Below are 12,987 nucleotides of genomic sequence, written 5' to 3' on the forward strand. Positions count from 1 at the left end.
GCCGCCATGACGACGCTCGCCGATTTTCGCCGCTCCCTGTCAGGACCGGATCTGCTGACCCGGCTGCGGGAAGGTCTGATCGGCAACGACATGCCGTTCGTCACCCCCTTCGGCGAACGGCGGCTGCTCTACGCCGATTATGTCGCCTCCGGCCGTGCACTGCGCCAGGTCGAGCGCTTCATCAGTGAAGAGATCCTGCCGTTCTACGCCAACTCGCACACCGAGGCTTCGCACTGCGGGCAGACCATGACCCGGCTGCGCCAGGAGGCGCGGACGCTGATCGCGCGGGAGCTCAACGCCGATGATTGCCACGTGGTGTTCAGCGGCAGCGGCGCCACCGCCGGCATCAACCGAATCGTGGCGCTGCTCGATATCGCCGCCCGCGTGCGGCGTGGCGAGCGGGTCAGCGTACTGGTCGGCCCCTACGAGCATCACTCCAATCTCCTGCCGTGGCGGGAGAGCGGCGCCGTGCTGGTGGAGATTCCCGAGGGCGACGCCGGGGGGCCGGACACCGTGGCGCTGGAGCGGGCGCTGGATACCGTCGCCGGCAGCGATCTGATCGTGGGCGCCTTCTCGGCCGCCTCCAACGTCACCGGGATCGTCTGCGACGTCGACGACATCACCCGGCGCCTCAAGCGGCGCGGCGCCCTGGCGGTGTGGGACTACGCCGGCGGCGGCCCCTACCTGGCGATGGACATGGCGCCCGCGCCGGACTGCCGCAAGGACGCCATCGTCTTCTCGCCGCACAAGTTCGTCGGCGGCCCTGGGGCGTCCGGCGTCATGGTGGTCCGCGACACGCTCGTTCACCGCCGCACACCGTCGCTGCCCGGCGGCGGCACGGTCAGCTTCGTCTCGCCCTGGACACACCACTACAGCAGCCGTCTCGAAGCCCGCGAGGAGAGCGGCACCCCCAATGTGGTCGGCGACATTCGCGCCGCGCTGGCACTGCTGGTCAAGGCGGCCATCGGGCTGCCCGAGATCGCCCAGCGCGATGCCGAGCTGCGCCGACGCGCGCTCGCCTGCTGGGCCGACGAGCCGCGGCTGGAACTGCTCGGCCGCCAGGACGTGCACGCACTGCCGATCTTCTCCTTTCGAGTGCGCGACGATGCCGGCAACCGGATCCATCATCAGCTCTTCACCCGCATGCTGTCCGACGTCCACGGCATCCAGGCTCGCGGCGGCTGCGCCTGCGCCGGCCCCTACGCTCACCGCCTGCTCGGTATCGACGCCGCGGCCTCCGGAGCGCTGGTCGAGCGGCTGGGCCAGGGCCACGAGCTGGAAAAGCCCGGCTGGATACGGCTGAGCCTGAACGTTCTGCACGACGACGCCCAGGTGGCGCGCATTCTCGACGGCGTGCTGACTCTGGCGCGGGAGGCACCGGCCTGGGCCCGTCACTACCGCGCCGATCCGGCCACCGCACGCTTCCAGGTCGACACCGCCGGGGGATGACAGCCCCACCGGGCCGGGTAAGATGGTCGCTTTGCTGATGCGCTGGAGCCCATCGCCATGCCCACCTTGATTCGTCGCCCCTTCGTCTTCCTGCGTCATGGCCAGAGCACCCGCAATCTCGAACGCCGCATCGGTGGCCAGCACGACGTGGCGCTGACCCCGCGGGGCGAGGAGGAGGCGCGACGCGCGCGGGCACTGCTGGGCGACGTCGACTGGTCGCTGGTGGCTTCCAGCCCCTTGCAGCGCGCCTACCGCACCGCCGAACTGGCGCTGGGTCGCGCGCCGGATCGTGTCGTCGATGGACTGATGGAGCGCCACTGGGGCGAGCTGGAGGGCCAGACGATTCCCGACACCATCCCCTACCTGGGCACGCCCGCGGGCGGCGAATCCTGGGAGACGTTCGTCGAACGCATCGCCACCACCCTCAACGCCCTGCTAGAGGAAGCCGACACGCCGCTGATCGTCGGGCATTCGGGGCTGGTTCGCGCCGTGCGCGGGCTGATTCACGGCAGCCCGGCCGGGCCACGCTCGGCCAACGCGATTCCGCTGTGGATCGCTCCCACGGGTGGCGACCAGTGGGTGATTCGCGACTTCACACCCGCCGACCGGACTAAGTTGCAGGACTAGGGTCCGTGGCTGCCCGCAGCCGCCGACCGCCCCAACCTTTTCCACATCCGCCTCGTTTACGCCCAAGTGCTCGGGTGCCCGCCTTCACGCCTGACTCGGCAGGATTGCTATACTTTCAATACTCTGAAACGCAAATCCGACGATAACCAGTACGGCGACAACAGGGCTCCATGAAGGCACTGGTTTCCCTACACTCAAGCATCCTGTCGTGCCACGGCTCCGGCTTCCCAGACCACGTAAACGAGTAACAGGGCAGCCACCGCCGTGCCCGGCACGAGGTAGCCGTAGCTATCCACCAGGACACCGAAGACGCAGGGCGCCGCGACGATAGCGATCTGATTGCTGGCCATGGTCACGCCTAGCAGGCTCCCTTCGCGGCCTGCGGGGGCGAGTTCGGCAATCCAGGTGACCCAGGGTCCATACCAGCCGAAGCCAAAGAATCCCAGCCAGATCGTGACGAACCATAGCCCGGCTGGAGGCCAGGCGCGTGGGTAGACGCCCAGGGCGATCCACCCCAACAGCGCCCCGACAACGGCCAGACCAACGACGAAACGCCGCCCACCGCGCCATCGATCGCTGAGCAGCGCCAGGAGGACACGCCCCAGGGCACCACTGAGCTGCATAGCCAACAGATAAACAGCCCCCGAAGCCACGGAAAGCCAATATCTTTGCTGCAGGTAGAGCACGAGAAAGGTCAGGGCGATTGTCTGCAAGCCGACCAGCACCGCACCTGCCGCCAGTGCCAGACGCAGTCTCGGCAGATGCAGCAGCACCCTAGGCCGCAACGCTTCGGCGGGTGCTCTGGCCCGAGCTTGGGGCGCGCTCAGTGGCCGTTGACGGCCGACACCTTGAACGAGACAGAACGCCGACGCACCCAACAGGGTGAGCACGGCACCCAACACCCACGCCATCCGCCAACCATATATCTGTGCAAACGCTGGAAAGAGGGCGGCCGCCAGCACGCCGCCAAGAGGTAGCCCTGCTTGGCGCAGCCCCATCGCTAGGCCTCGTTCCCTGGGCGGGAACCAGCGCAGAATGGCCCGACTGCCTCCCGGTTGCACAGTGCTGTAACCCGTACCGACCAGAAGCAGCCAGCCGGCCAAACCGGCTAAAGTGGTAGCGTGAGCCGCCAGCATCATGCCCAACGCCATCAGCGTGGCACCGCTCGCTACCACACGCCCCTCACCACTGAAGTCCAGCCAGCGTCCGGCGACGACCAGCCCAACGATGGGCACCGCGTTGAGAGCCCCCGCCAATAGGCCGAGCTGTGCACCGGTCAGCGCCATATCCGCTTGCATCAAGCCACCCAGCACTCCGATACCCTGAGTCGCGACGGCAGCCGTGGTCTGGGCGAATAATGCCGCTGCCAGCACCGACCAGCGATATGTGGACGAAGGCCCTTCTCGCCAGGAGTGACCGTGCCCAGGCGGCGAGCGGTGTGTCAAAGGGCGCTGACCGGGGTGTCAGACTGGAGACGAGACACGTCTTTCCCTGCCTGCGCACTGCCCCGCATTTCCTCTAGCAGATGTCGAAACATCGAATCCATTCCTTGCAGGAATTCGCAATTGCGACGCGCCAGTCGTGTGGCATCCACTGGTTGACCGCTAGCCTCGCAGTAGAGCTCAAGGCCTTCCACCATATAGGAAAAATGGCCGCTTTCCGTCCCGCCAATATGCTCTAGCACAAAGCGCATGTTCTCCTGTCGGCTTCCCGATCCAGCAGCGTGACTGGCGTCGTGAAATTTCTTAAAAAGCGGGGCGACGAAGGTGAACTCGCCGTGATTGTAAAGTTCTTCCGCCAAGGAGATCATCAGAGCCTCCACTAGATCGCCGCCGCGCTCACGATACTCTCTGCATGCTGTTAGATATTGCGTAGCCTCCTCGAGCCGATAACGGTCCAGTCGCCAATTATCGTGACCACAGAAGTTCGTCGCCATTTCTTCGTATAGTTCACCATGATTTTTCCCCATCAGACCCATATCTTCATAGGAAACCTCGGCTAGCCTGGCGGCACTCATGAAAAGCTGCTGCTGCCGACTAGGCAGACGTTCACCAAGCGCGGCTTCGAGTAGCCTGCAAGTCAAGGCGCAGAAACTGCCTGCACCGACCGCCGGGTTTCTCCAGTTCTTGAAAAAAAGGCACAGGGAATCTTCCGGCCATACAGTCTCGAGAATCTCCCGCAGACTCTCCTGAATACTTTTTAGCGTTGGCGCGGATTTTTCATAAGACTGTAATAAGGCTTCTCTGATAGCGACGTCTTCCACTCTATCGATCTCGGGCTTTACGATGTCGGCCAAGCTTTGCATAATCTATTCCTCAAGAGAGTTGTCGACTAATTCATATCCATCTTTCTCTACCAATCCATCACTCGAAAACTAGCGCTCTTAACATCCCATTCAAAATTGAATTACCAGAATTCAAAATCTGTTTACGAGAGGCTCCCAATGCCTGATCTCGATATCGATCTGCTACGCACTTTCGTCGCCATCGTCGAGGTGCGCAGTTTCACTGGCGCGAGCCAGCGGCTATGCCGCACTCAATCCAGCGTCAGCCTGAAACTTAAGCGACTGGAGGATCAGTTGGGAGGACGGTTGCTGCATCGCGTGCAGGGCCGCGTTGGCGACCTAACGGCCCTGGGCGGTTGCCTGTTCGACCACGCCACAGAGCTGCTCAGGGTGCACGATCGGGCGCTCGCTGCCTTGGAACCCTCTCGACTCGAAGGGCATATCCATCTGGGCATCGCGGACGACACCGTGCACCGCACACTCTCCCCGGCCCTAGCTCGGCTGCAGGTCGAGTATCCGCGAGTCGAGTGGCATGTGGCATGCGCCTCGTCGGGAGAACTGGAGGAGTGGCTAGCGGTGGAGCGCATCGACCTAGCACTGGTCAACCGGCTCGACGCCCCCTTGGATGCGCGACTGATCGGAGAACCGCTACGTGACGAACCTCTGGCCTGGGTCCATCACAGCGAACTGAGCTTGAGGCCCGGTCAACCACTACCGCTGGTGGCATTCGCCAATGGCTGCGGCTATCAGACCAGAGCCCTGGAGGCACTGAACGCTGCCAGATACCCCTGGCGGGCGGTCTACACTAGCAACAGTCGGGCCAGTGTCTGGGGCGCGGTAGGTGCTGGACTGGGCGTGGCCGCGCTGCCGCTGCGGGACCTGCCCTCCGTGAACGAGATGTTCACCGTCGACACGTCCACTCCCCTGCCGGCCTTGAAGCCGGTCCATGTCTCGATCGTGCAGCGCGTTCAAGACGCCGGCGATAGCTTGTCGGCACGCGTTTGCCAACGCCTCCGGGAGCAGTTTCTGAGCAGCGATCCCCTCGACCAAGTGTCAGGCGACGCCATGAAGTGATGGGCACACTGGCCCGAAGAGGTTTCAGCATCAACGAGGAGCGGCTAGCGCCGCGTTGACCGTGTCACGAATAACAATGATAATGATTATCTTTAATCAAATAGAAGAAAAACGATGCGTGCGTTTTTCGCCAGCCGTCTTGGCCTGGCCATCATAGCGATCGGTTCAGCGCTGCTGTGGTCGACGACCGCAATGGCGTCGGAGAGCACCGACCCTGGCGCAACACCCCACTTCCCCGTCACCTTGACCGACTTGGCCGGCCACGAGCTCACGCTGCGGGCGCCGCCGCGGCGCATCTTCCTCGACAACCCACGCCACCTGTTCGCCCTCGCCGCGCTGCTGCCCGATCCCGTCGCGCGCATGAGCGGCTGGCGCGGTTCGCTCGTGAGCTTCGATCCGGTGGCCCAGTCCCGGTTCGAGGCGGCCTTTCCCGCCCTCTCCGACCTGCCGACGCTGGGGACGGCCAATAACGCCATGCCCAGCGCCGAAGCCCTGGTCACCCTCGGCCCGGACCTGATCGTCGCCGATGCCTCGCGCTACCGCGAACTGCAGACCTCGCCGCTGCTGGCACAGCTGGACGCACTACGGATCCCGATCCTGTTCATCGACTTCCGTGAGCATCCACTGGAGGAGAGCGTCCCTTCGTTGCGGCTGCTGGGCCGCGCCCTGGGTGCCGAGCCTCGCGCCGATGCGATGATCCAGCAGCTCGAGACCGAGCAGGCCGCGGTCGACGACTGTCTCGCTGCCGTCACCCGTCGACCCCGCGTGCTGATCGATATCGCCCCCGGGCTCAAGGTCGATTGCTGCCGCAGCAACTTCGACTCGGGCCTCGCCGACCTGGTGGCGTACGCACGGGGCGACAACATCGCCGCCGGCATGAGCCCTGGCACCGAGAACGTGCTCAATCCGGAAACCATTCTGTCCCGCGACCCCGACCTCATCATCGCCACCGCCGCGCAGTGGCCGAAGGGCGGCTCGATTCGCGCCGGCTTCGGCGTCGATGAGAGCGATACCCAGCGCGACATGGCCGATGTCGTGGCCCGTCGCCCGGGGTGGCCGGCGCTGTCGGCGGTCAACGACGGCGGCTTCCATGCGCTCTGGCATGGCTACCACCAGGGGCCGTTCTCGGTGGTGGCGCTGCAGGCCATTGCCGGCTGGCTCCATCCCCGTCAATGCGCGGCGCTCGCCCCCGAAGAGACCCTGGACTCGCTCTACCACCGGTTCATGCCGATCGATGCCAGCGGCACTTTCCAGGCGACCTACGCCGGCGACCCGCCTTGACGGCAACACCAACGACGGGTCTCGAGACCCGCGATAACGAGATCATTCCGGGAACCCCTGTCATGCGTATCACCTCCAGACTCTGCCAGTACTCGCCGATGGTGCTGGCGATGGCCGTGCTTTACCACCCCGCGGCGCAGGCCGCCGAGACCGGCGCCACGGCCCTCGACCCGCTGGTCGTCAAGGCGGCATCGGCGGCTCCGGTCGACGACACCTATCGCCCGGGCCCCACCAGCATGGTCACCGGTCGCGCCACCGACTTCCTGAGCCAGGCGCGCACGGTCGACCAGGTCAGCGCCCGGATGCTCGACGACATCGGTGCCGATTCGTTGACCGATGCCATGGGGTACGTCAACGGCATCACCCAGGGCAACACCATGGGCGGCACCGAGGCGGGCTTCATCAAACGGGGATTCGGCAGCAACAGCGACGGCTCGATCCTGCGCGACGGCATCCGCCAGCCGCGCAATACCTTTCCGCTATTCACCACCGAGCGGATCGAAGTGCTCAAGGGGCCGAGCTCGTTTCGTTACGGCATCCAGGAGCCCGGCGGGGTGGTCAACATCGTCAGCAAGAAGCCGCAATACGAGTGGGCGCGCACCATCAGCGGCAAGGGCACCTCTTTCGGCGGCGGCGATGCCAGCGTCGACGTCACCGGTCCGCTGGGCGACAGCGGCGCAGCGTTCCGGTTCATCGTCGGCCAGCAGGACGAGGAGTACTGGCGCGACTTCGGCAACAACCGCCAGACCGTGGTGGCGCCCTCGCTGAGCTGGGAGGACGACGACACCCGACTGTGGTTCGCCTACGAATATCGCGATTACGACCTGACCCTGGATCGCGGCACCGCCTTCGTCGACGGCGATCCCGTCGACGTGCCGCGCAAGCGCCGGTTCGACGAGAACTGGTCGCGGGTGACCGGCCACGATCAGTCGTTCACCGCTCGCTGGGAGCAGGATCTGAACGGCGCCTGGACCAGCCGCCTGACCTACGGCTGGAACCGGCGGCAGTACGACGATGGCCAGCCGCGAGTATTGAGCGTTGCCGAGGATGGCACCGCCAGGCGTCGCGCCGACGCCAATCATGGCTTCGACCGTCGCGTGATCTATACCGCCGCCGAGCTGCTGGGCGACGTCGAACTGGCCGGCATTCGCCACGAGATGACCGTCGGCATCGATCACGAGCGCCGCCGCGACTATCTCGCCGACCGTTATCGCGGCGCCACCGACACGATCTCGATCTACGATCCGAACCGCGGCGACCTGACTTTGGACGGCGCCACCTATCTCGACAGCACCAGTCATCGCCTCGACGAGATCGACACCACCGGCGCCTACGTCGACGACAACCTCCATCTGGGTGAACGCTGGATTCTCGGCCTGGGTGGGCGTTTTCAGCATACCGAGCAGTATGGCGGCCAGGGCCGCCCGTTCGTGGTCGAGACCGATACCCAGGATGATGTCTTCCTGCCCCACGCCAGCCTGCTCTACAGGCTGACGCCGCAGACTTCGCTCTACGCCAGTTACAGCGAATCGTTCGTGCCCAACCAACCCGACGCCGACACCGGCCAGCGCTTCGATCCGGAGGAGGGTCATGGCTGGGAAGCGGGGATCAAGCGTCGTTTCCTGGCCGACCGGCTGCAGGCCTCGCTGGCCTACTTCGAGATCACCAAGGAGAACGTCGTCGTCAGCGACAACGGCGTGTCGCGGGCGGTGGGCAAGAGCGGTTCGAAGGGGATCGAGCTCTCCGCCCAGGGGGAGTTGACCGACCGGCTGTCGATCCTCGCCAACTACGCCTATACCGATGCCGAGGTACTCGAGGACGCCGACGGCGGCACGGCCGGCAACGAGCTGCCCAACGTGGCGCGGCACACCGCTTCGCTGCTGCTGGCACGGGAGCGGGGGCTCGATCCCGACTTCGGGCGCTGGCGCGTCGGCGGCGGGGTGCGCTACGTCGGCAGCCGCGAGGGCGACGCCGACAACAGCTTCAGTCTCGACGACTACACCGTCGCCGACGCCTTCGTTGCCTGGGACAACGGCTGGCTGGGCGACAACACCCATCTGCAGCTCAACGTCCACAACCTGTTCGATACCACCTACTACCCCTCCAGCATCGGCGACACCCGGGTGGTGGTCGGCGAACCACTGGAGGTCACGCTGCAGGCCAGCGTGTCGTTCTAGTGTGTTGCCGAGTCCACGCCAGACAAGCGAACGGCCCGCTGGCGCCAAGCCAGCGGGCCGTTACGTCAGTGCCTGCGTGACGCGCGGAGCGTCGATCAGTTCAGCGTGGTCTTCCAGCTCAGCGATTCGCCGGCCTTATAGGGCACGAAGGTGTTGTCGCCTTCGCCCACCGATTCGGCGACCGGGGTCGGCTGGCGCGTCAGGGTGACGAGGCTTTCGTTCAGCGGCAGACCATAGAAACGGGGGCCGTTCTCGGAGCAGAAGGCTTCGAAGTGCTGGAGCGCGCCCTCCTGCTCGAACACGTCAGCGTAGACCGAGAGCGCAGCCTCGGCGTTGAACACCCCGGCGCAGCCGCAGGCGGTCTCCTTGGCGGCAGTGACGGGGGGGGCGGAATCGGTGCCGAGGAAGAAGCGCGGGTGGCCGCTGGCAACGGCCTGGCGCAGCGCCTGCTGATGCTCCTGGCGTTTCAGGATCGGCAGGCAGTAGAGGTGCGGGCGAATGCCGCCGACCAGCATGTCGTTGCGGTTCTGGGCCAGATGCTGGGGTGTCAGCGTGGCACCCAGGAATTCGTCGCCTTCCAGCACGAACTGGGCGGCGTCCCGGGTGGTGATGTGCTCGAACACCACCTTGAGCGCCGGGAACTGGCGGCGAATGTCGGTCATCACCTCGTCGATGAAGTGCTTCTCGCGATCGAAGATATCGATCTCGCCACGCGTCACTTCGCCATGCACCAGCAGCGGCATGCCGATCCGCTGCATCACTTCCAGCAGCGGGTAGACGTCGGTGATGCGCTTGACGCCGTGCTGGGAGTTGGTGGTGGCGTTGGCCGGGTAGAGCTTGGCGGCGGTGAACAGGCCGTCGGCGTGGCCGCGCTCCAGCGTCTCGCGGGAGACGCTCTCATTGAGATAGCAGGTCATCAGCGGGGTGAAGTCGTGGCCGGCGGGAGTCGCCGCCACGATCCGCTCGCGGTAGGCGCTGGCTGCCTCGATCGTGGTCACCGGCGGCACCAGATTGGGCATCACGATGGCGCGGGCAAACGTGCGGCTGGTATAGGGCAGCACCGTCTCGAGCACCTCGCCGTCACGCAGATGCAGGTGCCAGTCGTCGGGGCGGCGGATGCGAAGCGTGTCGGGCGAAGCGGTCATCGGGAACTCCTGGCAGTCGGTGGAACGAATCGGCGCTCATGATACCAGAGCCTGTCGCTCAGGCTGATCAGGCGTCCGACGATTCACCCTGACGCGACGGCCGCAGCAGCATGGCCAGCGCCACGCAGCAGAGCAGTGCCACCAGCAGCGCGAACAACAGCCCGGTCAGTTGCAGGCTGATGACGGAAGCCACCACGCCGATGCCGATCACCGGCAGCGAGATGGCGATGTAGGCCACCACGAAGAAGGTCGAGACCACCGATGCCTTGTGCTCCGCCGGGCTTGCCGCCGCGATGGCGCCCAACCCGGCACGGAAGGCGATGCCTTGGCCGATGCCGGCGACGACAGGGCCGACGATGAACCCCGTCAGCGTTTTCGCGCCGATGCCCCAGGCGATCAACAGCACGCCGATCAGCAAGACGCCGCAGCCGATCGGCAGACGCCGGGCCTCGGGCAACTTGTCCTGCACCATCTGCCCCAGGGTGGAGGCGATGAAGAGCAGCCCGGCCACGAAACCGATCAGCGCCGGATTGTGATGGCCAAGTTCCTTGCCGAGAAAGGCTGGCGTCACCGAGGTCGCGAAACCGCATACCATGAAGCCGGCAAAAGCGGCAATCGCCGCGGGGACGAAAACGCTGCGGACCCCTTCGGGCACGCCGAGCCGCTGCACGCTCAGCCGTATCCGCGCCGGTCGATCCACCGTCTCGGGCGCCCGCCAGAGGCAGAGCACGGCCAGCAGGACCAGGGCGAGGTGGACGACGTAGGGAAGGATCAACGGCATCGGGAACGCCACCGCCAGCACCCCAGCGAGCATCGGCCCCAACCCCAGCCCGCCCATGTTGGCCGCGGTGGCAACCAGCGGGCCGACCCGCTTCCAGGCGTCGGGCACCAGCTCCATCACCGCGACGGTGGCGGTACCGGTGAAGATGCCGGCCGAGATACCGGATAGCACGCGGCCGGTCAGGATCATGCCGAGACCGCCGGCATGCCAGAACACCACGTCGCTCAACGCCGAGGCGGCCAGACCAGCGAACAGCATCGGACGCCGCCCCAACTGATCCGACCAGCGTCCGGTCAGCAGCAGCGCGCCCATCACGCCGGCGGCGTAGACCGCGAAGATGATCGTGATCGTCAGCTGGGAGAAGCCGAACTGCTGCTGATAGATCGGGTAGAGCGGCGTCGGCATGGTGGTGCCGATCATGGTAAGCAAGAAGGCGAACGCGGCACCGATGAAGGCGACCGGGCTGCCGGTCGCCGCAGGTCGTGAAGAGGCCATGGAACTCCTTCGAAGTGGAATCGGGTTGGGCATCGTCGAGTGATCTCGAATGCCTGGCGAGACTCGCCGACCGCTACCATTCTAGCGCACGACCGAACCCGCCGGGCCGCCCCAATCGCTTCGATTCATGGCATACTGAGCCGCTTCACGCACTTCCTCACGGCCGTCTCGCCATGTCGCAAAGTACTTCCGCATCGCACGCCACCGCCACGCCGGCAGTCGGCACGCTCTACATCATTTCCGCGCCCTCCGGTGCCGGCAAGACCAGCCTGGTCCGCGCCCTGCTCCAGCGCAACGCGGGCATCGGCGTCTCGGTTTCCCACACCACGCGGGCGATGCGCCCCGGCGAGCAGGACGGCGTCAACTATCACTTCGTCGATCAGCCGGGGTTCGAGGCGATGGTCGAGCGCGGCGAATTCTTCGAGCACGCCTGGGTCTTCGACCGCCACTACGGCACTTCGCGGGTCGAGGTCGAGAAGCGCCTTGCCGTGGGCGAGGACGTGATTCTGGAAATCGACTGGCAGGGCGCCCGGCAGGTTCGCGAGCAGGCACCGGACGCGGAGTCGATCTTCATCCTGCCACCGTCGCGGGAAGCGCTGCGCGAGCGGCTTTCCGGGCGGGGCACCGACGCCGAGGCAGTGATCGAACGGCGCATGCGTGACGCGGTCAGCGAGATGTCGCATTACGACGAGTACGGGCATGTCATCATCAACGACACTTTCGAGCACGCCCTGACCGAGCTCGAGTGCATCGTTCATGCACGCCGGTCGCGCCTCGAAAAGATGCGGGCACGTCATGCGACGCTGCTCGACGAGCTGCTGAACGGCCTCGACTGAACCGCCACCGGCGGGCTGCTGCCGGTCGTTGCGCGCTCTTGTCACGCGTTGAGGACTCTTGTCACTCGTTGAGGGCTCTTGCCGCGCGTGGAGGGCTCTTGCCGCGCGGTGAGGGCTCTTGCCGCGCGTTGAGGACTCTTGCCGCGCGTTGAGGACTCTTGTCAGACAACGCGCGACTCCAGTAGACTGCTCGGTCCCGCAGACCCCGCAATCCGGGGCGCGTTCACCCATTTCTGGCAGGGCTACCCTCATGGCACGAGTGACCGTCGAAGATTGTCTGGACCACATCGAGAACCGTTTCAAGCTGGTAATGATCTCGTCCCAACGCGCCCGCCAGCTCGCGCGCGGCTCCCGCGATGCGCTGCTGCCGTGGGAAAACGACAAGCCGACCGTCATGGCACTGCGCGAAATCGCCACCGGCCAGATCGGCGACAGCATTCTCGACGAGCCGGTCGAAGCCGCGCCGCCGCGCCCGCGTCCCGAGCCGACCCAGGAATACGACATCTGAGCCAGCCTCCTGGCATGACCGAGGGCTACCGGGCCGTTGGCGTGATCCCCATGGAGCCGGTTGCCGGACGGACAATGAAAAACGGGTCGTTAACGAAAAAATAGGCGCGCCGCATGTTCACCATCGATGACCTGGCCGATCGCCTCGGCGGCTATCTCCCCGACGACGAGATTCAGCTGGTCAAACGCGCCTTCTACTATGCCGAACAGGCCCACGACGGCCAGCAGCGCCGCTCCGGCGAGCCCTACGTCACCCACCCGCTCGCCGTCGCAAATATCCTCGCCAACATGCACATGGACCATCAGAGCCTGATGGCCGCCATGCTGCACG

General features: G+C 65.6%; 12 protein-coding genes. 8 read left to right on the plus strand and 4 right to left on the minus strand.

The window, feature by feature from the left end; genetic code table 11:
* The first annotated feature begins 6 nt into the window (after positions 1–6).
* Together AC3AYF_RS02155 and AC3AYF_RS02160 are read left to right on the plus strand one after the other, a co-directional pair.
* Positions 7–1,449: an aminotransferase class V-fold PLP-dependent enzyme gene (locus tag AC3AYF_RS02155; RefSeq protein WP_295035198.1), complete on the plus strand. Its 1,443-nt coding sequence runs from the start codon at positions 7–9 to the stop codon at positions 1,447–1,449.
* A gap of 57 nt (positions 1,450–1,506) precedes the next feature.
* Positions 1,507–2,076 (plus strand): histidine phosphatase family protein, encoded by a 570-nt coding sequence (locus tag AC3AYF_RS02160; RefSeq protein WP_295035196.1) that lies wholly within the window; start codon positions 1,507–1,509, stop codon positions 2,074–2,076.
* Between the two features lie 194 nt (positions 2,077–2,270).
* On the opposite strand, the gene AC3AYF_RS02165 is transcribed toward AC3AYF_RS02160, so the two are convergent.
* Together AC3AYF_RS02165 and AC3AYF_RS02170 are read right to left on the minus strand one after the other, a co-directional pair.
* Entirely contained in the window at positions 2,271–3,449 is a 1,179-nt protein-coding gene (locus AC3AYF_RS02165) for an MFS transporter (protein ID WP_295035238.1), read from the minus strand.
* A 68-nt stretch (positions 3,450–3,517) separates the two neighbouring features.
* On the minus strand, positions 3,518–4,381 hold the full coding sequence (locus tag AC3AYF_RS02170; protein ID WP_295035194.1) for a hypothetical protein: 864 nt from the start codon (positions 4,379–4,381) through the stop codon (positions 3,518–3,520).
* Between the two features lie 138 nt (positions 4,382–4,519).
* Here AC3AYF_RS02170 and AC3AYF_RS02175 point away from each other — a divergent pair, with 138 nt between their 5' ends.
* The 3 genes from AC3AYF_RS02175 to AC3AYF_RS02185 all read left to right on the plus strand — a co-directional run bounded on the left by AC3AYF_RS02175 (position 4,520) and on the right by AC3AYF_RS02185 (position 8,892).
* On the plus strand, positions 4,520–5,434 hold the full coding sequence (locus AC3AYF_RS02175; protein WP_295035192.1) for a LysR substrate-binding domain-containing protein: 915 nt from the start codon (positions 4,520–4,522) through the stop codon (positions 5,432–5,434).
* A 114-nt stretch (positions 5,435–5,548) separates the two neighbouring features.
* A complete protein-coding gene (locus AC3AYF_RS02180) occupies positions 5,549–6,715 on the plus strand; it encodes an ABC transporter substrate-binding protein (RefSeq protein WP_295035191.1) in 1,167 nt (388 codons plus the stop codon).
* 62 nt (positions 6,716–6,777) lie between these two features.
* A complete protein-coding gene (locus tag AC3AYF_RS02185; protein WP_487779351.1) occupies positions 6,778–8,892 on the plus strand; it encodes a TonB-dependent siderophore receptor in 2,115 nt (704 codons plus the stop codon).
* Positions 8,893–8,987: 95 nt separating this feature from the next.
* On the opposite strand, the gene pyrC is transcribed toward AC3AYF_RS02185, so the two are convergent.
* Entirely contained in the window at positions 8,988–10,037 is a 1,050-nt protein-coding gene (pyrC, locus tag AC3AYF_RS02190) for a dihydroorotase (RefSeq protein WP_487779352.1), read from the minus strand.
* A 67-nt stretch (positions 10,038–10,104) separates the two neighbouring features.
* The gene (locus AC3AYF_RS02195; protein WP_295035187.1) at positions 10,105–11,313 is read right to left on the minus strand and encodes an MFS transporter; all 1,209 of its coding nucleotides are present in this window, start codon (positions 11,311–11,313) and stop codon (positions 10,105–10,107) included.
* 173 nt (positions 11,314–11,486) lie between these two features.
* Between AC3AYF_RS02195 and gmk the strand changes: the two genes are divergently transcribed.
* From gmk to AC3AYF_RS02210, 3 genes are all read left to right on the plus strand, one after another.
* Positions 11,487–12,149: a guanylate kinase gene (gmk, locus tag AC3AYF_RS02200; protein ID WP_295035185.1), complete on the plus strand. Its 663-nt coding sequence runs from the start codon at positions 11,487–11,489 to the stop codon at positions 12,147–12,149.
* 250 nt (positions 12,150–12,399) lie between these two features.
* Positions 12,400–12,657, plus strand: a complete 258-nt coding sequence (gene rpoZ, locus AC3AYF_RS02205) for a DNA-directed RNA polymerase subunit omega (protein WP_075561565.1) — start codon at positions 12,400–12,402, stop codon at positions 12,655–12,657.
* A gap of 113 nt (positions 12,658–12,770) precedes the next feature.
* Positions 12,771–12,987, plus strand: a 217-nt coding sequence (locus AC3AYF_RS02210) for an HD domain-containing protein (protein WP_487779353.1), incomplete at its 3' end; no start/stop codon positions are given.

The sequence above is a fragment of the Salinicola sp. genome, assembly GCF_982684285.1.